General features: G+C 69.5%; 12 protein-coding genes. 8 read left to right on the forward strand and 4 right to left on the reverse strand.

The window, feature by feature from the left end; translation table 11 throughout:
- Positions 1-62 precede the first annotated feature (62 nt).
- The 6 genes from CKW28_RS09865 to CKW28_RS09890 all read left to right on the forward strand — a co-directional run bounded on the left by CKW28_RS09865 (position 63) and on the right by CKW28_RS09890 (position 15,793).
- Positions 63-677: a hypothetical protein gene (locus tag CKW28_RS09865; RefSeq protein WP_003923464.1), complete on the forward strand. Its 615-nt coding sequence runs from the start codon at positions 63-65 to the stop codon at positions 675-677.
- A gap of 224 nt (positions 678-901) precedes the next feature.
- Positions 902-4,051: an isoleucine--tRNA ligase gene (ileS, locus tag CKW28_RS09870; protein WP_003923465.1), complete on the forward strand. Its 3,150-nt coding sequence runs from the start codon at positions 902-904 to the stop codon at positions 4,049-4,051.
- 280 nt (positions 4,052-4,331) lie between these two features.
- On the forward strand, positions 4,332-10,613 hold the full coding sequence (pks2, locus tag CKW28_RS09875; RefSeq protein WP_268793685.1) for a sulfolipid-1 biosynthesis phthioceranic/hydroxyphthioceranic acid synthase: 6,282 nt from the start codon (positions 4,332-4,334) through the stop codon (positions 10,611-10,613).
- 52 nt (positions 10,614-10,665) lie between these two features.
- A complete protein-coding gene (locus CKW28_RS09880; protein ID WP_040545799.1) occupies positions 10,666-12,114 on the forward strand; it encodes a condensation domain-containing protein in 1,449 nt (482 codons plus the stop codon).
- 56 nt (positions 12,115-12,170) lie between these two features.
- Positions 12,171-15,173 carry an MMPL/RND family transporter gene (locus tag CKW28_RS09885; protein WP_003923469.1) on the forward strand — a complete coding sequence of 1,001 codons (3,003 nt, stop codon included), beginning with the start codon at positions 12,171-12,173 and terminating at the stop codon, positions 15,171-15,173.
- 110 nt (positions 15,174-15,283) lie between these two features.
- Positions 15,284-15,793, forward strand: coding sequence for a hypothetical protein (locus CKW28_RS09890; protein WP_095176444.1), 510 nt, complete (start codon positions 15,284-15,286; stop codon positions 15,791-15,793).
- Here the strand turns inward: CKW28_RS09890 and CKW28_RS09895 are convergent.
- Positions 15,701-17,071 carry a glycosyltransferase gene (locus CKW28_RS09895; RefSeq protein ID WP_003923471.1) on the reverse strand — a complete coding sequence of 457 codons (1,371 nt, stop codon included), beginning with the start codon at positions 17,069-17,071 and terminating at the stop codon, positions 15,701-15,703. The two genes, CKW28_RS09890 and CKW28_RS09895, sit on opposite strands and share 93 nt — an antisense overlap.
- Before the next feature lie 304 nt (positions 17,072-17,375).
- On the opposite strand from CKW28_RS09895, the gene CKW28_RS09900 reads away from it, so the two are divergent.
- A complete protein-coding gene (locus CKW28_RS09900) occupies positions 17,376-18,134 on the forward strand; it encodes a GAP family protein (RefSeq protein ID WP_003923472.1) in 759 nt (252 codons plus the stop codon).
- A gap of 11 nt (positions 18,135-18,145) precedes the next feature.
- On the opposite strand, the gene CKW28_RS09905 is transcribed toward CKW28_RS09900, so the two are convergent.
- A complete protein-coding gene (locus CKW28_RS09905; RefSeq protein WP_003923474.1) occupies positions 18,146-19,012 on the reverse strand; it encodes a glycosyltransferase in 867 nt (288 codons plus the stop codon).
- A 158-nt stretch (positions 19,013-19,170) separates the two neighbouring features.
- Between CKW28_RS09905 and CKW28_RS09910 the strand changes: the two genes are divergently transcribed.
- The gene (locus CKW28_RS09910) at positions 19,171-20,550 is read left to right on the forward strand and encodes a DNA polymerase IV (protein WP_003923476.1); all 1,380 of its coding nucleotides are present in this window, start codon (positions 19,171-19,173) and stop codon (positions 20,548-20,550) included.
- Here CKW28_RS09910 and CKW28_RS09915 read toward each other — a convergent pair.
- Both CKW28_RS09915 and CKW28_RS09920 read right to left on the reverse strand, forming a co-directional pair.
- Positions 20,532-21,008 (reverse strand): hypothetical protein, encoded by a 477-nt coding sequence (locus CKW28_RS09915; RefSeq protein WP_003923478.1) that lies wholly within the window; start codon positions 21,006-21,008, stop codon positions 20,532-20,534. The two genes, CKW28_RS09910 and CKW28_RS09915, sit on opposite strands and share 19 nt — an antisense overlap.
- A 79-nt stretch (positions 21,009-21,087) precedes the next feature.
- Entirely contained in the window at positions 21,088-22,035 is a 948-nt protein-coding gene (locus CKW28_RS09920) for an asparaginase (protein WP_003923479.1), read from the reverse strand.
- Between the last annotated feature and the right edge of the window lies 1 nt (position 22,036).

A 22,036-nucleotide genomic window follows, 5' to 3' on the forward strand; every position in this document is an offset into this window, starting at 1 on the left:
GCATGCGTAGCAAAAATAGCAATGGGCTCCCATTTTTGGGACACCCGCTGTACGGTTGGGCCATGGTGGCTCCCTCCTTTGCCAGGCTGGACACGGAATACCTGCGGCTCACCGACCATGACGTGGCGGACCCGCCCCGGCCGGAAGACCTCGTCCGTCACCCCGCCCCGCTCTCACCGGTGTTGTCCGGTGAACTCGACGGTGCGGCGCAGGCACTGGACTCCTCGGCGGAGGAACTCCTGCTGGCGGCGCTGGCGCGGACGATCGGACGGACGATCGGCACCGGGACCGTGGTGGTGGGCCTCGCCGATCACGGGCCGCTGGCTCTGGCCTGTGCCACCGAGAAGACCATCTCGGCCACCGATCTGCTCACCGGCGTGCGCTCCAGCCTGGGCGCGCGCACCCCGGCGGCCGGCGGCGCCCGCGAGATTGCCGTGACCTTCTCCGGGCCGGTGTCGGAGTTGCCGGACTCGCCCTGCCATGCCATCGAGTTGCGGATCCACCGCAGCCACGACCGGGTTCACCTGGACTGGTGGTACGACCCTGCCCGGTTCTACCCCTACACGGTGGTCGAACTCGCCGAACAGTTCCCGCTCGCCCTGATCGAGGTGTGTTCGGAGGCGACCGTCCCGAGCGTGCCGCGGCCGGCGCGATCGCTGATTTGCACCGCTCCGTAGAATCGGGACAACGGCGACGATCCGGCCATCACCGGGGAGCCTTCGGAAGAACGGCTGCCGCGCGCAGCCCAGTAGAACCGAACGGGTGGGCCCGTCACAGCCCGTAGTCGAGCGGTGCACGGCGTCGGCCGGGCACAAGCGGGGTGGTACCGCGGCGTTCGCGCTACCCGGCGCGATGTCGTCCCCGTGTCCTGAAGACCTGGGCACAGGAGAACCGCGAGATCGTGACCGCCTATCCGAAACCGTCCCCCGGCGCGCCGAACTTCCCTGCGCTGGAGCAGGAGGTGCTCGAGTACTGGAGTGCGGACGACACCTTCCGCGCCAGCATCGAGCGCCGGGCCGATGCTCCGGAGTACGTGTTCTACGACGGGCCGCCGTTCGCCAACGGGCTGCCGCACTACGGGCATCTGCTCACCGGGTACGTCAAGGACATCGTCCCGCGGTACCGCACCATGCGGGGCTACAAGGTGGAACGCCGATTCGGTTGGGACACCCACGGTCTGCCCGCCGAACTCGAGGTGCAGCGCCAGCTCGGCATCACCGACAAGGCCCAGATCGAACAGATGGGCATCGAGAAGTTCAACGATGCCTGCCGCGCCTCGGTGCTGCGCTACACCAAGGAGTGGCGCGAGTACGTCACCCGGCAGGCGCGCTGGGTGGACTTCGACAACGACTACAAGACGCTGGATCTCGGCTACATGGAGTCGGTGATCTGGGCGTTCAAGCAGCTGTGGGACAAGGGCCTGGCCTACGAGGGCATCCGGGTCCTGCCGTACTGCTGGAACGACGAGACCCCGCTGTCCAGCCATGAACTGCGGATGGACGACGACGTCTACCAGAGCCGGCAGGATCCGGCGATCACGGTCGGCTTCCGGGTGCCGGACGGGCCGTTGGCCGGCAGTCACCTGCTGATCTGGACCACCACACCGTGGACGCTGCCGTCCAACCAGGCGGTGGCGGTGCACCCCGACGTCACCTACGTGCAGGTGGCTGCCCCGGACGGGCGGCGCTACGTGCTGGCCGAGGCCCGGCTGGCGGCCTACGCGCGGGAACTGGGCGAGGAGCCGGAGGTGCTGGCCCGTTTCCCGGGTTCGGAACTCGTCGAGACCCGCTATCTGCCGCCGTTCACCTATTTCGCCGACGCGGCGAACTCCTTCCGGGTGCTGCCCGCGGACTTCGTCAGCACCGAGGACGGCACCGGCATCGTGCACATGGCCCCCGCGTACGGCGAGGACGACATGGACGTCGCCAAGGCCGCCGACATCACCGCGGTCACCCCGGTCGACGCGAAGGGCTGCTTCGACGCCAGCGTGCCCGACTATCAGGGTCGGCACGTCTTCGACGCCAACCCGCAGATCATCCGGGATCTGAAGAATCAGGCCGGGCCCGCCGGACACAACGGTGCGGTGTTGCTGCGCCACGACACCTATGAGCACTCCTATCCGCACTGCTGGCGGTGCCGTAACCCGCTCATCTACCGGGCGGTGTCGTCGTGGTTCATCAAGGTCACCGAGTTCCGGGACCGGATGGTCGAGCTGAACCAGCAGATCACCTGGTATCCCGGACACGTCAAGGACGGTCAGTTCGGCAAGTGGCTGGCCAACGCCCGCGACTGGTCGATCTCACGGAACCGCTACTGGGGCACGCCGATCCCGGTGTGGGTGTCGGACAACCCGGAGTACCCGCGGATCGACGTCTACGGCAGCCTGGACGAACTCGAACGCGACTTCGGCGTGCGGCCCACCGATCTGCACCGCCCCTACATCGATGAGCTGACCCGGCCCAATCCGGACGATCCGACCGGGAAATCGACCATGCGGCGCATCCCCGACGTGCTCGACGTGTGGTTCGACTCCGGGTCGATGCCGTTCGCGCAGGTGCACTATCCGTTCGAGAACGCCGACTGGTTCGACGGCTCCGACGATCAGGAGCCGCACTTCCCGGGCGATTTCATCGTCGAGTACATCGGTCAGACCCGGGGCTGGTTCTACACCCTGCACATCCTGGCCACGGCGCTTTTCGACAAGCCGGCGTTCAAAACCTGTGTGGCACACGGCATCGTGCTCGGCAATGACGGCCAGAAGATGAGCAAGTCGCTGCGCAACTACCCCGACGTCACCGAGGTGTTCGACCGCGACGGCTCCGACGCCATGCGCTGGTTCCTGATGGCGTCGCCGATTCTGCGTGGCGGCAACCTGATCGTCACCGAGCAGGGCATCCGCGACGGTGTCCGCCAGGTGCAGTTGCCGCTGTGGAACGCCTACACCTTCCTCGCGCTCTACGCCCCGAAGAAGGGTGCCTGGCGCACCGACAGCCGCCATGTGCTGGATCGCTACATCCTGGCCAAACTGGCCGCACTGCGCGACGATCTCACCGATGCGATGGAGGTGTGTGACATCTCCGGCGCCTGCGAGCAGTTGCGCCAGTTCATCGAGGCGTTGACGAACTGGTATGTGCGCCGGTCACGTTCGCGCTTCTGGGACGAGGACCCAGACGCCATCGACACGTTGCACACGGTGCTGGAGGTGACCGGCAGGCTGGCCGCGCCGTTGTTGCCGATGACCACCGAGGTGATCTGGCGCGGCATCACGGGGGAACGTTCGGTGCATTTGACGGACTGGCCCGAATCCGGTCTGCTGCCGAGTGATCCGGATCTGGTCGAGGCCATGGACCAGGTGCGCGACGTGTGTTCGGCGGCATCGTCGCTGCGTAAGGCCAAGAAGCTGCGGGTGCGACTGCCTTTGCCCAAATTAACTGTGGGAGTGGATAATCCGCAGCGGCTGGAGCCGTTCGTGGATCTGATCGCCGATGAGCTCAACGTCAAGTCTGTCGAGCTGACCGATGACATCGCGCGTTACGGCCGGTTCGAGCTGACCGTCAACGCGCGGGTGGCCGGCCCCAGGCTGGGTAAGGACGTCCAGGCCGCGATCAAGGCCGTCAAGGCGGGGGAGGGTGTGGTCAATCCGGACGGCACGCTGACGGCCGGGTCGGTGGTGCTGCAGCCCGGGGAGTTCAGTTCGCGTCTGGTGGCGGCCGACGCACCGGCGGACGAGGACCGCGCCACCGCGGCTCTGCCCGAGGGCGCGGGTCTGGTGGTGCTCGACTGCACGGTCACCCCGGAGTTGGAGGCCGAGGGGTGGGCCAAGGACCGCATCCGGGAGCTGCAGGAACTGCGCAAGTCGACCGGACTGGACATCTCCGACCGCATCTCGGTCGTGATGTCGGTGCCGCCGCAGCGGCAGGACTGGGCCGAGCGGCACCGGGAGTTGATCGCCGGGGAGATCCTGGCCACCAGTTTCGAGTTCGGCGATCCGGGCGAGTCGGCGGCCGAGATCGGCGACGGCGTGCGGGTCGCCATCGCGAAGGCGGTGTAATCACCCCCGTTCACCGGACCGGGCCACGTCCGTGGTGTCCGGCTGTTCACCGTGCCCGAAGTGGTTCGGGAAGTGTTTGCCCGGCGCGTTTTATTTGCCTACGGCGCAAATTTTCGAATAATTGACACGTAAGTCAATCGAAGCCGATAGGCTCCGAGCCACTTGGCAACTTCTGTCTGACCGGGGCAGGAGTGGTCACCAGCGGTTGCCGTTCAGGGATTCTCCCTCGGCGGGCATTCGCCGACCACCCCGTGGGGCCTCGTAGAGAAAGGTGAACATCGTGGGCGACACACCTGTCAATGCCGTGGCAGTGATCGGGATGGCATGTCGGCTGCCCGGGGGTATCGATTCACCCCAACGCCTGTGGGAGGCATTGCTCCGCGGCGACGACATGGTCACCGAGATCCCTGTCGACCGGTGGGACGCCGACGACTACTTCGACCCCGAACCCGGGGTGCCCGGCCGCACGGTGTCACGCTGGGGCGCCTTCCTCGACGACGTTGCTGGTTTCGACCCGGAGTTCTTCGGGATCAGCGAGCGGGAGGCCATCTCCATCGACCCCCAGCAACGTTTGTTGCTCGAGACCTCGTGGGAGGCGATGGAGCACGCCGGGCTGACCCCCGCCGACGTCGAAGGATCCTCGACCGGCGTGTTCGTCGGCCTGTCCCATGACGACTACGCCCTGCTCACCAGCGACGCCGGGGCGCTCGAAGAGGCCTACGGGTTCACCGGCAGCGCGTTCAGCATGGCGTCGGGCCGGATCGCCTACCGCCTCGGCGTGCACGGGCCGGCGGTCACCGTCGACACCGCCTGCTCCTCGAGTCTGCTTGCCGTGCACATGGCGTGCCGCAGCCTGCAGGTCGGTGAGAGCGACCTGGCGCTGGCCGGCGGCGCGATGGTGATGCTCGAACCCCGCAAGTACACCTCGGCGTCCGGGCTGGGCATGCTGTCACCGACCGGCCGCTGCCATGCGTTCGACGTGGCGGCCGACGGTTTCGTCCGGTCCGAGGGCAGCGTGATGCTGCTGCTCAAGCGGCTTCCCGACGCGCTGCGCGACAACGACCGCATCCTCGCGGTGGTCCGCGGCACCGCCGCCAACCAGGACGGCCGCACCGAGAACATCTCCACGCCGTCGATCCAGGCGCAGGCCGACGTGTACCGCAGCGCGCTGGCGGTCGCCGGCGTCGACCCCGCCACGGTCGGCATGGTGGAGGCGCACGGCACCGGCACCCCGGTCGGCGACCCCATCGAATACAACAGTCTCACACAGGTTTACGGCAAGACCGGGCCGTGTGCGCTGACCTCGGTCAAGACCAACTTCGGCCACGCCGAATCCGCGGCGGGCGCGCTGGGCATGATGAAGGCGATCCTGGCCCTGCAGCACGGTGTCGTGCCGCAGAACCTGCATTTCACCCGGCTGCCCGATGAGATGGCCGCCATCGAAACCAATCTCTTTGTGCCGCAGGCGACCACGCTGTGGCCGGTACGGGAGGGCTGCCCGCGGCGGGCGGCGGTGTCGTCCTACGGCATGTCCGGCACCAATGTGCACGCGGTGCTCGAGCAGGCGCCGGAACCGGTGCAGCGGCCGGAGGAGTCGGCGGACACCGACGCGGCCGGGCCGCTGGTGTTCGCGCTGTCCTCCACCTCCGCCGAGGAACTGCGCCGCACCGCCGGCCGGTTGGCCGAATGGGTCGAGGCGCACACCGATGAGGTGGTTCCGGCCGATCTGGCCTACACCCTGGCCCGGCGGCGCGCCCACCGGCCGGTGCGGACCACGGTGATCGCCGACGGCGTCGAGGCTCTGACCGCGGGACTGCGCGAGGTCGCCGACGGGGACGCCCCCTATCAGCCGGCGGTCGGCATGGACGACAAGGCGCCGGTGTGGGTGTTCTCCGGGCAGGGATCGCAGTGGGCCGGGATGGGCGCCGAACTGCTCGCCACCGAACAGGTGTTCGCGGCCAAGATCGCCGAGATCGAGCCGCTGGTGGCCCGCGAATCCGGGTTCTCGGTGACCGAGGCGATGACGGCGTCGGAGACCGTGACCGGCATCGACCGCGTCCAGCCGACCCTGTTCGCCATCCAGGTGGCGCTGGCCGCCACCATGCAGTCCTACGGGGTGCGGCCCGGCGCGGTGATCGGGCATTCGCTCGGTGAGGTGGCGGCCGCCGTGGTCGCGGGGGCGCTGTCCCTGGAGGACGGGGTGAAGGTGATCTGCCGCCGCTCGCGGCTGTGCCTGCGCCTGGCCGGCGCCGGCGCGATGGCCGCGATCGAACTGCCGGCCCAGGCGGTGCGCGAGTTCCTCGCCGCCCGTGGCGTCGACGACGTCGTGCTGTCGGTGATCGCCTCCCCGGAGTCCACGGTGATCGGCGGCGCCACCGACACGGTGCGTGAACTGGTCGCGGCCTGGGAGGCCCAGGGCGTGATGGCCCGCGAGGTCGCCGTCGACGTCGCGTCCCACTCGCCGCAGGTCGATCCGATCCTCGACGAGCTCGAAGAGATCCTGGCGGACCTGCAGCCGATGACGCCCACGGTGCCGTACTACTCGGCAACCTCCTACGACCCGCGGGAGAAGCCGGTGTGCGACGCCGACTACTGGGTGGACAACCTGCGGCACGAGGTGCGGTTCGCGGCCGCGGTGCAGGCCGCCCTCGAGGACGGCTTCCGCGTGTTCGGTGAGCTGTCCCCGCACCCGCTGCTCACCCGCGCCGTCGAGCAAACCGCACGCGGGCTGGACATGCCGGTGGCGGCGTTGCCGGCGATGCGCCGGGAGCAGGAGATGCCGCACGGCGTGCGCACCATGGTCGGCGACCTGTTCGCCGCCGGCGCCGCGGTCGATTTCGCCGCCCTCTATCCATCCGGCCGGCTCGTCGACGCACCGTTGCCCACCTGGACCCGGCGCAAGCTGGTGCTGTCCCGGGAGAACGGTGAGCAGCAGACCCGCGGCGGCTGCACGATCACCGTGCATCCGCTGCTCGGCACCCATGTGCGGTTGCCGGAGGAGCCCGAACGTCATGTGTGGCAGGCGGATCTGGGCACCGGTGCGCAACCGTGGCTGGCCGACCACCAGATCCACACCGTGGCCGCCCTACCCGGTGCCGCGTACTGCGAGATGGCGCTGGCCGCCGCACGCGAGGTGATCGACTCCGACGGGGTCGAGGTGCGTGACGTGCGGTTCGAGCAGATGCTGCTGCTCGACGAGCAGACCGAGGTGTCCGCGGTCGCGTCGGCGGTCGAACCGGGAACCCTCGAGTTCGCGGTGGAGACCGCCAAGGACGGCGAACACGAGCGGCGCGCCACCGCGGTGCTGGGCGCCGCCGATGACACCGAACCACCGCAGGCCCACGACATCGACGCCCTGCTGGCCGAGCATCCCACCCGGATCGAGGGTGACGAGCTGCGGCAGTGGTTCGACCAGCGGGGTGTGCAGTTCGGTCCGGCGTTCACCGGCCTGACCGCGGCCCGCATCCCCGAGGGCACGGTCACCAGCGTGCTGGCCGAGGTCGGGCTGCCCGGCCAGATCCGTTCACAGCAGGCGCCGTACGGGATCCACCCGGCGCTGCTGGACGCCTGCTTCCAGTCGGTGGCGGCGCACCCGGACGTCCAGGGTGCGGGCAGCGGTCTGTTGCTGCCGCTCGGGGTGCGCCGGCTGCAGGCCTTCGGACCCACCCGGGGTGCGCGGTACTGCTATGCGCGGGTGACCGATGCGGACGGTAGCAAGGCCGAAGCCGACCTCGATGTGCTCGACGAGCACGGCAATGTGCTGCTGCGCGTCCAGGGTCTGCTGATGGGCGGCGCCGCCGCCGACGGCGACGACCGGGACCGGGTGCTCGGCGAGCGGCTGCTCACCATCGAATGGCAGCGTCGCGATCTGCCCGAGGCGGACTCCGCGGCGGGCAAATGGCTGCTGGTCAGCACCTCGGCCACCGCCGATGTGTCCGCCACCCGGCTCAGTGATGCGCTCAAACAGGCTGGGGCGGAGAGCACCTCGATGTGCTGGCCACAGCAGGCCGACCACGCGGACAATGTGGACCGGTTCCGCGCCGGCATCGCCGACGGGGTCACCGGGGTGGTGGTGCTCACCGGGCCGAAGAACGGCAATCCGGATGACGCGGCGGCCCGCCGGGGCAGTGACTACGTCCGGCATCTGGTGCGCATCACCCGCGAACTCGCCGAGATCGACGGTGACGCGCCGCGGCTGTTCGTCGTCACCCGGGGCGCCCAGGCCGTGCTGCCACAGGACCGGCCCAATCTCGAACAGGCCGGGCTGCGTGGCCTGCTGCGGGTGATCGGCGCCGAACATCCGCATCTGCGCACCACCCAGATCGACATCGCCGACGACGCCGACCTCGATCGGGTGGCCGTCCAACTGCTGGGCGGCGGCGCCGAGGACGAGACGGCCTGGCGCGACGGCCAGTGGTACACCGCCCGGTTGTCGTTGAGCCCGTTGCGCCCGGAGGAACGCAAACAGGCGGTGGTGGACTGCGAACGCGATGGGATGCGGCTGGAGATCCGCACCCCCGGCGACCTGGAGACGATGGAACTCGCCGCGTTCGACCGGGTCCCGCCGGGGCCGGGGCAGATCGAGGTGGCGGTCACCGCATCCAGCATCAACTTCGCCGACGTCCTGATCGCGTTCGGACGCTATCCGACCTTCGACGGTCGCCGCCCCCAGCTGGGCACCGACTTCGCCGGGGTGGTGACCGCGGTCGGCCCGGACGTGACCAGCCACCGGGTCGGCGACCGCGTCGGCGGGCTGTCCCCGAACGGCTGCTGGAGCACCTTCGTCACCTGCGATGCCGACCTGGCGGTGCCGCTGCCCGACGGGTTGACCGAGGGGCAGGCCGCCGCGGTGTCCACCGCGCACGCCACTGCCTGGTACGGGTTGCACGATCTGGCCCGGCTCGGCGCCGGGGAGAAGGTGCTGATCCACTCCGCCACCGGCGGTGTGGGACTGGCGGCGATCGCGATCGCCCGTTCGGTGGGGGCGCAGATATACGCCACCGCCGGCAGCCCGGCCCGCCGGGATCTGCTGCGCGACATGGGAATAGAGCATGTCTATGACTCCCGCAGCACGGCGTTCGCCGATGAGATCCGCCGCGACACCGACGGTTACGGCGTCGACGTGGTGCTCAACTCGCTGCCCGGCGCCGCCCAGCGGGCCGGTCTGGAGCTGCTGTCGTTCGGCGGGCGGTTCATCGAGATCGGCAAACGCGACATCTACGGCGACACCCGGCTGGGCCTGTTCCCGTTCCGGCGCAATCTCGCCTTCCACGGGGTGGATCTGGGTCTGATGGCCGACAGCCATCCGCACAAGATCCGCGAGCTGCTCGAGACGGTGTACCGGCTCACCGCCGACGGTGTGCTGCCGATGCCGCAGAGCACGCACTACCCGCTGGCCGAGGCGGCCACCGCGATCCGGGTGATGAGCGCCGCCGAGCACGTCGGCAAGCTGGTGCTCGACGTTCCGCACACCGGGCGTGCCGACGTCGTGGTGCCGCCGGAACAGGCGAGCCCGTTCCGGTCCGACGGCGCCTACATCGTCACCGGCGGTATGGGCGGGCTCGGCCTGTACCTGGCCGGTGAGATGGCCGCGGCCGGCGCCGGATGCATCGTGCTCAACGGCCGTTCGGCGCCGAGCGGAGAGGCGTTGCGGACGATCGAGCAGCTCCGCGCCGCGGGCACCGAGGTCATCGTCGAATGCGGTGACATCGGCGCCGCCGAGACGGCCGAGCGGCTGGTCGCGGCCGCCCGCGCGACCGGACGGCCGGTGCGCGGTGTGCTGCACGCCGCCGCCGTGGTCGAGGACGCCACACTGACCAACATCAGCGACGAGCTCATCGACCGGGACTGGGCGCCGAAGGTGTTCGGCGCCTGGCACCTGCACCGGGCGACCGCCGACGAGCCGCTGGACTGGTTCTGCTCGTTCTCCTCGGCAGCCGCGCTGCTGGGCTCCCCGGGCCAGGGCGCCTACGCGGCGGCGAACAGCTGGCTGGACGGCTTCACGCACTGGCGGCGCGCCCAGGGGCTGCCCGCCACCGCGATCGCGTGGGGCGCCTGGGCCGAGATCGGCAAGGGTCAGCACCTGGCCGAGAGCGGGGAAACCACGATGATCGCCCCGGAGGAGGGCGCCTACGCCTTCGCGTCGATGCTGGCCCACGACCGCGGCTACACCGGTTACGCCCCGATCGTCGGCTCACCGTGGCTGAGCTCGCTCGCGCAGCGCAGCCCGTTCGCCGAGGGCTTCCAGTCGTCGGGGCAGAACCGCAACGACGCCAGCAAGTTCCGGGCCGAGCTGACGGCGCTGCCGCGGGAGGAGTGGTCGGCGCGGCTGCGCAAGCTGGTGTCCGAACAGGTCAGCCTGATCCTGCGGCGCAGCATCGACCCGGACCGGCCGCTGTCGGACTACGGTCTCGACTCGCTGGGCAACCTCGAACTGCGCACCCGCATCGAGACCGAGACCGGTATCCGCATCAGCTCCACCGACATCACCACGGTGCGGGCGCTGGCCAACCACCTGTGCGATGCGCTCGCGACCGAGGAGGACGTCCCTCTTGCCTCCTGATCGACGCTGACGACACATCGCATTCGACCGCAGAGCTCGAGAAGGAGAGAAGATGGTTGCGCTGGGAAACGTGGCGGTGGAGACGGTTCGCGAATGGCGACCCGATCCCGGACGGGTGGTGTCGTGGGACCCGTCGCCGGCCGCGCTGGAGAAGGCCCGGCAGGCGCCGGTCAGCTCGGTACCCGTCAGCTACATGCAGGCCCAGCATCTGCGGGGTTTCGTCGAACACGCGGCCCGCGGCCAGGAGATGTCCCGGCTGTGCATCGCGGCGTTCGACATCCCCGGCCGCTGCGACCTGCGGGCGATGACCTACGTCATCAACGCGCACATGCGCCGACATGACACGTATCGCAGCTGGTTCGAGTACCACGATTTCCACCACATCGTGCGGCACACCATCACCGACCCCGCCGACATCGAGCTGGTGCCCACCAGACACGGTGCGATGACGCCGGAACAGTGGCAGCAACACCTGCTGTCCACACCGGATCCGTTGCAGTGGAATTGTTTCCGCTTCAGCATCATCCAGCGTTCGGACCACTTCACATTCTGCGTGTGCATGGACCACGTGCACATCGACGCGATGTTCATGGGTGCGGTGTTCATGGAGATCCACATGCAGTACGCCGCACTGGTCGGCGGTGGCGCCCCGATACCGCTGCAGGCCGGCAGCTACGACGACTTCTGTGTGCGCCAACGGCAGTACACCGAGTCGCTGACCGCCGATTCGCCGGAGGTGCGGGCCTGGGTGGACTTCGCCGGTCAGATGGGTGGCACCCTGCCGAACTTCCCGCTGCCGCTGGGAGACCGGACCAAACCGTGGCCGGGCGAGCTGATGGTGGTCAAGCTGCTCGACGGCCGGCAGACCGACCGCTTCGAAGCGGCGTGTGTGTCGGCCGGAGCGCGGTTCGTCGGCGGGGTGTTCGCCTGCGCGGCGCTCACCGAGAACGAGCTGGCCGGGGTGGAGACGTTCCACGCCATCACCCCGACCGACACCCGCAGCACCCCGGCCGATTTCATGACCACCGGGTGGTTCACCGGGATGGTGCCGATCACCGTCCCGGCGGCGGGCGTGTCGTTCGGCGAGGCCGCGCGGGCCGCGCAGCAGTCGTTCGACTCCGGAATCGGCCTGGGTCACGTGCCCTACGACCGGGTGCTGGAACTGGTGCCTTCACTGAGAAGGGCTGAAACATGTTCGCCGATGATGTCGTTCCTCGACGCTGGTGTGCCGCCGTTGTCCGCCCTGGTCGCGTCCCAGTTGGACGGGCTCAACGCCAGGGTCTACGGGGACGGGAAGGTGCCGGCGCAGCTGTGCATGTGGGTGAACCGGATGGACAACGAGACGTCGGTGACGGTGTTCTTCCCGGACAACCCGGTGGCCCGCGCGTCGGTCGAGAAGTACGTCGCGACGCTGCGGTCGATCTATGTGGCCGTCGCGGAGGGCCGCGCCGACCGGCTCGGTGCGAGACGGTCCGGCGAGTTGCAGCGGCAGCCCGCCTGACCGCGCCGGCAGCCCGCCGTATCCGGACCTGATCGACAGCGCGGCGGAGGTCCACCATGGGCGGCACTGAAACCCCAACCGGCCGAGGGTTCTTCGGCCGGTTGGGGGACTTCGTCATCCGATTCCCACTGATCGTCATCGGGTTGTGGGTCGGGTTGGCGGTGGTTCTGGTGGCCACGGTGCCGCCGCTGGCCGAGGTGGCCGCCCGCAATCCGGTGTCGGTGCTGCCCGAGGACGCGCCGGTGATGGTCACCAGCCGCGAGATGAGCGAGGCCTTCGACGACTCCGGCGGTGACAATCTGCTGCTGGTGGTGATGACCGACGAGGAGGGTCTCGGACCGGAGGACGAGAAGGCCTACCAGAAGCTGGTTGCGGCGCTGCGCGCGGAACCGAACGGCGACATCATGATGATGCAGGACTTCATCACCACGCCGCAGCTGCGTGAAGTCGTCGCCAGCGAGGACGGGAAGGCCTGGTATCTGCCGATCAACCTGGCCGGCGCGTGGAGCACACCCGAAGGTGGTGGGGCGTTCACCAGGGTCGCCGAGATCGTGCGCGAGGCCACCGCGGACGCCCCGATGACGGTGCACCTGACCGGGCCGGCGGCCACCATCGCCGATGTCACCGCGGTGGGGCAGCGCGACATCCACGTCATCGAGATCGCCACGGTGGTCATGGTGTTGACGATCCTGTTGATCGTCTACCGCAACGTGGTGACCATGCTGATGCCGCTCGTCACGATCGGGGTCGCGTTCGTCACCGCCCAGGGGCTGGTCGGCGCGTTGGCGCCGCTGGGCCTGGGGGTCTCCGATCAGACCATCGTGCTGATGACCGGGATCATGGTCGGCGCGGGCGTCGACTACGCGGTGTTCCTGATCAGCCGCTACCACGACTTCGTCCGCCGCGGCGTCGAACACCGGGCCGCGATCCGGCAGGCGATGGGATCGATCGGCAAGGTGATCGGGGCGTCCGCCGCCACCGTGGCGGTGACCTTCTTCGCCATGGTGTTCACCACACTCAGCGTCTTCCAGACGGTGGGTCCGGCGATGGCGCTGGCGATCTTCGTGTGCTTTCTGGCCGCGGTGACATTCCTCCCGGCGATGATCGTGCTGGCCGGGCCCCGCGGCTGGATCAGTCCGCGCCGCGATCTGACCACCCGGTTCTGGCGGCGGTCGGGAATCCGCATCGTTCGCGCTCCGAAGGCCCATCTCGCGGTGAGTCTGATCATCCTGCTCGGGCTGGCCGGCTGCGCGTTGACGGTGCAGTTCAACTACGACGACCGCAAGACGCTGCCGCAGTCGGTGGAGAGCGCCGCGGGTTACGCCGCGATGGAACGGCACTATCCGGTGAATTCCAATCTGCCGCAGTATCTGTTCATCAACTCGCCCCGGGATCTGCGCTCACCCGAGGCGCTCGCCGATCTCGAGGAGATGGCTCGCCGGGTCAGCCAGCTGCCCGAGGTCGACACCGTGCGCGGCATCACCCGGCCGACGGGCGAACCCCTCGAACAGGCCGCCCTGTCCTATCAGGCCGGCGAGGTCGGCATCCGGCTCGACGACGCGTCCAAGCAGATCACCGACCACACCGGCGATCTGGACATGTTGGCCGACGGCGCGGATCAACTGGCCGATGCGCTCGGTGACGTGCGGGGTCAGGTCTTCCAGACGGTGGCCACCACCAAGGCCCTGGTGGACGCGCTGAGCACGCTGCAGGAGCGGTTCGGCGGTGACAGAACCCTCGACGACATCGACAACGCCGCCCGGCTCGTCTCCGGGATGCGTGAACTCGGCGATGCGATCGGCGTCAACGTCGCCAACGTGGCGGGCAACCTCGAGTGGGCGGTGCCCGTGCTCACCGCGCTGGACACCAGCCCGGTGTGTGCGGCCGATCCGCGGTGTGTGTCGGCCCGGGAGGAGTTGCGGCAGCTCACCGTCGCCGGCCGGCAGGGTGTGCTGGACCGGATCGCCGCACTGGGGCGGCAATTGGAGGAGACCCGGGGCGGTCAGACGATCGACCAGACGCTCGCCACGTTGACCGGCACCCTCACCGATGCCACCGCCGCGCTGCGCGCCGCCGGACTCGACAAACCGGGCAGTCTGCAGGCCAAGATCGCCACCATGCAGGAGGGCGCCGACGCGCTGGCCGATGCGAGCCGCAAGCTGGCCGACGGCGTGCAACTGCTGGTGAACCAGACCAAGGAGATGGGATCCGGTCTGGGTGAGGCGTCGTCGTTCCTGCTGGCGATGAAGCGGGATGCGACCACCCCGGCCATGGCGGGCTTCTACATCCCCCCGGAGGTGCTGACCCAGGAGGAGTTCGCCAAGGCCGCCGAGATCTTCGTGTCACCGGACGGGCACGGGGTGCGCTACCTGGTGACGACGACACTGAACCCGTTCAGCACCGAGGCGATGGATCTGGTGAACGAGATCACCGAAACCGCCCGCGGGGCAAGGGCGAACACCGAACTCGCCGAGGCCGACATCTCGATGGCGGGCTTCACCACGACGCTGCGCGACACCCGCGACTACTACAACAACGACTTCCGGCTGATCACCACGCTCACCGTGGTGATCGTGTTCCTGATCCTGGTCGCGCTGCTGCGCGCCATCGTGGCTCCGCTGTATCTGATCGCCTCGGTGGTGATCTCCTACCTGTCCGCCCTGGGCCTCGGCGTCATCCTGTTCCAGTACATCCTCGGCCAGGAACTGTCCTGGAGCGTGCCGGGTCTGACGTTCATCGTGCTGGTCGCGGTCGGCGCCGACTACAACATGTTGCTGATCTCGCGGATCCGGGAGGAGTCGCCGCACGGAATCCGGTCCGGGATCATCCGGACCGTGGGCCACACCGGCGGGGTCATCACCTCGGCGGGGCTGATCTTCGCCGCCTCCATGTTCGGGTTGGTCTTCGCCAGCATCACCACGATGATCCAGGCCGGGTTCATCCTCGGCGTCGGTCTGCTGCTCGACACCTTCCTGGTCCGCACCATCACGGTGCCGGCCACGGCCGTGCTGGTGGGCCGGGCCAACTGGTGGCCGGCCAAACCTCCCCATGACGGCTGAGCCGACGCGCCGGCAATCGCGGCCCGCAGATCGAGAACTTCCCCTGCGGCGGCAAGCATCGGTGTTTACACTTGGGTAAATATTGCGCGATCAGGAAGGGGGCGATGGCCATGGCGGTCCGTCGTCCGGTGACGGCGCTGCTCGGCGGTGCGGCGCTGGCCGCGCTGCCGATGGCCGTCGGTACGATCGCCACCCCCGCATCCGGTCATGCGGTGTGCGAGGTCGGCCAGGTCGACACCGGCCGGGGCTGTGCCCCGGCCTGCAGTGAAGGCCACTATCTGGACACCCGATCGGGGAGGTGTCACGACCTGCCGTCGGCGATCACCACGGAACTCGCGGGTGGGCCCGCGAACATCGGCGTGCCGTCGCTTCCCGCACCGTCGGAGTTGCCGCCGCTGGTGTCCGCGCCGGTGGAGGTCGCGCTACCGGGGGTCGGGCTGCCCGGTATCGGCATCGGCCTCGACCTGTGGCCGGATCTGCCGCCGATCGGGGTGCCGGCCCCGGAGGTCGGTGTCCCGGAGGTCGGGCTACCGGGGGTGGGGCTGCCGCAACGTCCGCCGTTGTGCGGGCCGGGAATCGAGACCCCGATCCCGATGGTCGGGTTCACCCCCTGCATCTAGATCCCGAATCCAGGTCCCGAAATCAGGTCCCGCATGTCCGCGCCGTGCGGTTCGCTCGAGCAGGTCCGCGGTCTCGGTGACGCCGGCTGCGGGTTTGGTCATCTGCGTCGCGACGTCGCGGGCCCGGTCCGCGTACCGCAGGTCCAACACGGTGCGCAGCGCCTTGGTCAGCGACCGTGCCGAGGTGCTGGTGAAACGTTGCGCCGTACCGACTTTCATCCGCCGGATCTGGGCGGCCCAGATCGGCTGATCGGCGCCGACCCACAGGATCAGCGTGGGCACGCCGGCGCGCAGACCGGCCGCGGTGGTGCCGGCCCCGCCGTGGTGCACCACCGCACGGCATGCGGGAAACACGGCGGCGTGGTTCACCGCGTCCACGATCTTCACCTCGGGTCCGGTGCGGTCCGCGTCCGGCAGTCCCTCGAAATTCCTGCCGCAGATCAGCGCCCGCACCCCGAGGCGGCCGCAGACGGTCTTGATCATCTCGACGGTCGCGGCGGGGGATTGGACCGGCATGCTGCCGAAACCGAAGTAGACGGGGGGATCGCCGGCGGAGATCCAGGACATGACGGCATCGTCGACCTCGGTGGGCATCTCCATCGTGAGGGCGCCGACGAACGGGAAGCGGTCATCCCAGTCGTCGGCCACCCCGGGAAAGCACACCTCGTCGTAGGCCTGGATCTCCAGTGCGCCGCGCGCTTTCAGCCGGGCCGCCGACGCAACCGTGGTCGTCGGCAGCCCGAGTTCGCGGCGCTGAGCGTTCTCGGCGTCCCTGGTCAGCAGCCAGTACAGCCACCACACCGCGCGAAGCGCACAGCGGGTGACGGGCGCGGGCAGCTTCGGGACGAGGCGGCCGTTGACCCGCAGCGGGAAGTAGTGCAGCGCGGCGAACGGAACCCCGTGATACTCCGCCACATTGGCGGCGACCTCCTGGTACGTCGTCCCGGTCAGGATCAGATCGGCGCCCGACGCCACCTCGGTCAGGGTCGCGCTCATGTCCGCCCAGCCGTCGGTGACGTAGTCCTTGCCCAGGCGGATCAGGCCGATCGGGTTGCGGAACATCAGACTCCAGAAGTCGCGGAAGAAGTCGACTTCCAGTTGCCGTTGGGAGTCCGGACCGTACGGCACCGCCGACAGTCCCGCCGCCGCCACGAAATCGACCAGGTTCGGTGGCACCGCCATCCGCACCTCGTGTCCGCGGCGCTGCAACTCCACGCCGACGGCCGCGCAGGGCTCCACGTCGCCACGGGTGCCGTGGACCGCGATAGCAAATTTCATCAAATGCGTCAATAATAGCATTCGCCAAGCGGTGGCGAAGCGGGAAAACCCAATCGCGGGAAATCCGGGGTGCACTGCGGCGGCGGCAGGCGTGCGGGGGACCGACAACCACTGTAGTCGTTACTGCTCAATCGGATTGACGTGCTGGAGGCGTGACCGTCGGGGCGGTGGATGGCCCCCGGGGTTCGTCGGTTCCGCCGCGGCGGCGGGTGCGGACCGGGGGAGCGACGGTGCCGGGGACGCCGTTCCGCAAAAGCGGTCAGCAATTGCCCGATCGGGTCGTGGTCGTTGCCTGTGCAAGGTAGTGTTCGGCACCATGTGGGGCGCGGTGGTGTTGTTCGCCCTGATGGCGATGGGGGAACCGTTGCGCATCGGGGCAGCGGTGCTGTTGATCTCGCGTCCCCGGCCGATGTTCAACCTGTTCCTGTTCTGGCTCGGCGGGATCGTGGCCACCGTCCTCGCCGGAGTCGTGGTGCTGTTTCTGCTCCGGGACGTCATCGGCGTGGTCACCGCGGCCGCCGCGGCCTCCGGGTCGGCCATCGACATCATGTCGATCCAGATCGCCGTCGGGGCACTGGCTTTGGCGCTGGCACCGGTGATCCTGCTGCGAAGTGCGGCCCGTCGGAAGGCCGCCGCACCCGTGGGTGGGCCGGACTGGCCGACCGGTCGTGGCCCGTCGGTCGACTCATCCGATGCGCCGTCGGCGTTCTCGCGGCTGTCGGCTCGGGTGCAGGGCGTGTTGCAGGGCGGATCGCCGTGGGTGGCATTCTTCATCGGCGCCTGGCTCGGCCCCGGCCCACCGGTGGAACTGGTCGCGGCGCTCACCGCGATCGTGGCCTCCGGGGCGACGGCCGGCACGCAGGTGGGCGCCGTGGTCGTGTTCGCGTTGGTGATGTTCGCGTTCGCCGAGATTCCCCTCATCAGCCACCTGGTGGCGCCGACCAGGACCGAGGCCGTCATGATGCGCCTGCACACCTGGGTGCGCGTGCACCGCGGCCGGGTGTTCGCCGTCGGCCTGGCCGTGCTGGGCGGATACCTGCTCGGGACCGGGCTCACCGGCTGAGCGCCGGTCGGCTACACCCGCAGATCGGGGCGGCGTTCGAGCAGTTCGGTGCGGTTCAATCGCTGCGGCGCCCGCAACGTCCGGCGTTGATGGAGCAGTTGCCTGACGGTGTCGCGCAGGCCGAGCGCGTGGGAGTGGTGCACGCTGAGGGCGGGTTCACGGACGACCTCATATCCGTTGGCGAGCATGAGTCCGGCCAGCGCGGTGTCCTCCCCGCCGGTCTCGTACCGTTCGTCGAACCGGCCCAACTCCTCCCACACCGACTTCGAGATCATCGCACCGGTTGCGCCGAGAACTCCCTGACCCGTCCGCCGGACCCGATGTGCGGGCCGCACCAGTCCCCGGTTGGTGTCGAGGGCGGCGGCGAATCTCTCGATCCACGAGGCGCCCGCATTGGGCAGCACGGTACCGAACACACCCCCGACACGGTCATCCGCACGGAAATGGCGGGCGCCGGCGTGCAGACTGTGCACAGTGGACAACCGCGCATGACCGACGGTCAGGAACACGATGTCGTGGCTCGCGGCGGCCATGCCGAGGTTCATCGACCTCGGATAGGTGAATTCGTGTCGGGGGAAGCTGACCACCCTGGCCCCGAACTGTTTCGCGACATCCGGTGTGCCATCCGTCGATTCGTTGTCCACGACGATGATCTCGACTTCTGCGGCGAAGGCCTGGCGGCGGACGTCGAGTAGCAGCAGCTCCAGGGTCGCGGCCTCGTTGAGGGTCCGGACGACGACGGTGACGTTCGGGTCGGCGTTCGGATCGTCCGCGAGGGCCTCCGTCACCCGCCGTTCCAGCAACCGCCCGGTGAGCGTTTCGCCGAACGGAATCGACGCGAGGAGATCCGGGTGCAGCAAACGGTCGGTGGAGGGCACGGAGCCATAATATTCGAGGGCGTAAATAATCGAGCGATTTCTGCGGACGAACCCACGCAGGCGGTGGGCGCGCCGGGCGGTACCGCCGCCGGCGGGAATATGATCCGGACGATCGACCCCGTAGCCGAACCCCCGTAGACGAACCCCCGTAGACGAACATGGACTCCCGCTGGGTGCTGCACTTCGACATGGATGCGTTCTTCGCCTCCGTCGAACAGTTGACCCGCCCGACGCTGCGCGGTCGGCCGGTGCTGGTCGGCGGGCTCGGCGGGCGCGGTGTCGTCGCCGGTGCCAGCTACGAGGCCCGGCCGTACGGCGCCCGGTCGGCCATGCCGATGCATCAGGCCAGGCGGCTGGTCGGGGTCACCGCGGTGGTGCTGCCGCCCCGCGGGGTGGTCTACGGAGTGGCCAGCCGCCGGGTGCTGGACACCGTGCGCACCGAGGTGCCGGTGCTCGAACAGCTGTCGTTCGACGAGGCGTTCGGCGAACCGGCCGCGTTGGCCGGGGCGACCCCCGAGCAGGTCGAGGAGTTCTGCGAATTGCTGCGGGCCAAGATCCGGGCGGTGACCGGCCTGGTCGCCTCGGTCGGGGCCGGCTCCGGTAAACAGATCGCCAAGATCGCCTCCGACCTTGCCAAACCCGATGGGGTGCGGGTGGTGCGCCGTGAGGAGGAGCGCACTCTGCTCGCCGGTTTGCCGGTGCGGCGGCTGTGGGGGATAGGACCGGTCGCGGAGGAGAAGCTGCACCGGCTCGGCATCACCACCATCGGGCAGTTCGCCGCCCTGACCGAAGCCGAAGCGGCCGATGTGCTCGGCGCGACCATCGGTCCGGCCCTGCACCGGCTGGCCCGCGGCATCGACGACCGGCCCGTCACCGAGCGGGCCGAGGCGAAACAGATCAGCGCCGAGTCCACCTTCGACCGGGACCTGACCACCCTCGAACAACTACGCGAGGCGATCGTCCCGATCGGCGAACACGCGCACCGGCGGCTGCTGAAGGACGGCCGCGGGGCCCGCACGGTCACGGTCAAACTGCGCAAGGCCGATATGAGCATCCTGACCCGCTCCGCGACGCTGCCGTACGCCACCACCGATCCGGCCGCCCTGATCGGCACCGCCCGCCGGCTGTTGCTCGACCCCGCCGACATCGGCCCGATCCGGCTCGCCGGCGTGGGTTTCTCCGGCCTGACCGAGGTGCAGCAGGAGCCGCTGTTCCCGGACGTCGGCACCACCACTGACACGACTGACACCGACACCGATACCACGACCGGGACGCCGCCGACCGTCACCGAAGCCGCCGACACCGCGCCGGCCTGGCGCATCGGTGATGACGTCGCCCACCCGGAGTTCGGGCACGGGTGGGTGCAGGGGGCCGGGCACGGCGTCATGACGGTGCGCTTCGAAACCCGCTCCACCGGGCCGGGGCCGGCCCGCACTTTTCCGATCGACACGCCGGACATCGTGCGCGCCAACCCGGTCGACAGCCTGGACTGGCCCGAGTACGTCCGGTCGCTGGAGGACTACCAGAGCACGCCGTGAACGCTGGAGATGGTGAACCCGTGGTCGCCGTAGGTCTTGCAGGTGACCGTGCCCTGGTGTCCGACACCGCAACTGGCGCCCCAGTTCTCCAGCCGGTGACCGGCGGGCAGCACGTCGACGTCGTGGCGGGTGAACGTCGGGGTGGGGGAATGCCGGTACTGCGCCGGCGCACCGCTGATCACCATCGTCTGATTGGTGCCGGGCGGGGCGTCCAGCGGCACCACATCACACCCGACCGGTCCGCCGTTCGGGCCGATACCGCAGTGCCACCCGTCCGGGGTCCTGAAGTACACCTCGTAGTACTGCCCGGGACGGAAGTTGCCCTCGGCGACCGGCCAGTCGTCGATGTCGTCGGGGGCCGGCGGCGAATCGGCCTGCGCGATCGGCACCGTGATGGCGGTCAGCAGTGCCGCCCCGGCCAGCAGCGCACCGCGACGCAGCGGCGGGTCGAGACTCATGGACCTCCCTCGGATCGCACACGGGTCAACCGTGCGTTCCGGGGCCTGATTGTGCCCGCCCTGCCCGGCGAAGCCAAGATCACCCCCAGTCCGACAGCACCTCGGCGACCGGGACGCCGGCGGCCAGCGCGGCCATCAGCAACACCCGGGCCTGTGGCGGGCGCAGCCGGCGCACCGGCACCGCGCCGGCGTCGACGAGGTCGCGGCCGGGACCGTACACCGGGCTGACCCGGGCGCCGGGCACGCGGGTCGACACCGCCACCGCCACCCCGTCCCGGCAATGCCGGCGCACCCCGTCCACGATCGCCGGCCCCGCATTGCCTGCGCCCATCGCGACCAGCACGATGCCGCGGGCGCCGGCGGCGACGCAGGCGTCCATCGCGACGGTGTCCCCACCCGGATACGCGGCGATGATGTCCACCCGGGGCGCGGAACCGGCCGACACCGGTCCCAACTGCGGACGCACCCCCGGATCCGACAACACGCAACGCCCGTCGCCGACGTTGCCCACCACCGAGCCGGCAAAGCTCTGCAGACCCGCGCCGGCGATCTTGGACAAACCGAGCGGTGCGAACACCGTCCCGGCGAAACTCACCAGCACCCCGAGCCCGTCCGCGTCGGGGCTTGCCGCCACCGTCAACGCGTCCCGCAGATTGCGCGGGCCGTCGGCGTCGGGCGCGTCGGCGCTGCGCTGAGCCCCGGTCACCACCACCGGGACCGACCCCGAGTAGGTCAGCTCCAACCACAGCGCGGTCTCCTCGAGGGTGTCGGTGCCGTGGGTGACCACCACACCGGTGGCGCCCCGGTCGGCCGCGTCGGCCACCGCGGTCGCGATCCGGTCCCAGTCGGCCGGGGTCAGCGCCGAGCTGTCCACCGCCATCAGGTCCTTGATCTCGACATCGTGGATCCCGGCATCGGGGGTCAGGCCGGCGGTCAGGTCCGCGCCGGTGCGGGTGGGGCGGCGCACACCGTCGGCGTCGGTGCTGGTCGCGATGGTGCCGCCGGTGGCGAGGACGACGAGGCTCACG

The sequence above is a fragment of the Mycolicibacterium thermoresistibile genome, from assembly GCF_900187065.1.
Classification (GTDB): Bacteria; Actinomycetota; Actinomycetes; order Mycobacteriales; family Mycobacteriaceae; genus Mycobacterium; species Mycobacterium thermoresistibile.

Excerpts from the sequence above, each read along its gene's own strand:
- CKW28_RS09865 (WP_003923464.1), top strand. The coding sequence starts at position 63 with ATGGTGGCTCCCTCCTTTGCCAGGCTGGACACGGAATACCTGCGGCTC.
- CKW28_RS09880 (WP_040545799.1), top strand. The coding sequence starts at position 10,666 with ATGGTTGCGCTGGGAAACGTGGCGGTGGAGACGGTTCGCGAATGGCGA.
- CKW28_RS09885 (WP_003923469.1), top strand. The coding sequence starts at position 12,171 with ATGGGCGGCACTGAAACCCCAACCGGCCGAGGGTTCTTCGGCCGGTTG.
- CKW28_RS09890 (WP_095176444.1), top strand. The coding sequence starts at position 15,284 with ATGGCGGTCCGTCGTCCGGTGACGGCGCTGCTCGGCGGTGCGGCGCTG.
- CKW28_RS09895 (WP_003923471.1), bottom strand. The coding sequence starts at position 17,071 with ATGAAATTTGCTATCGCGGTCCACGGCACCCGTGGCGACGTGGAGCCC.
- CKW28_RS09910 (WP_003923476.1), top strand. The coding sequence starts at position 19,171 with ATGGACTCCCGCTGGGTGCTGCACTTCGACATGGATGCGTTCTTCGCC.
- CKW28_RS09915 (WP_003923478.1), bottom strand. The coding sequence starts at position 21,008 with ATGAGTCTCGACCCGCCGCTGCGTCGCGGTGCGCTGCTGGCCGGGGCG.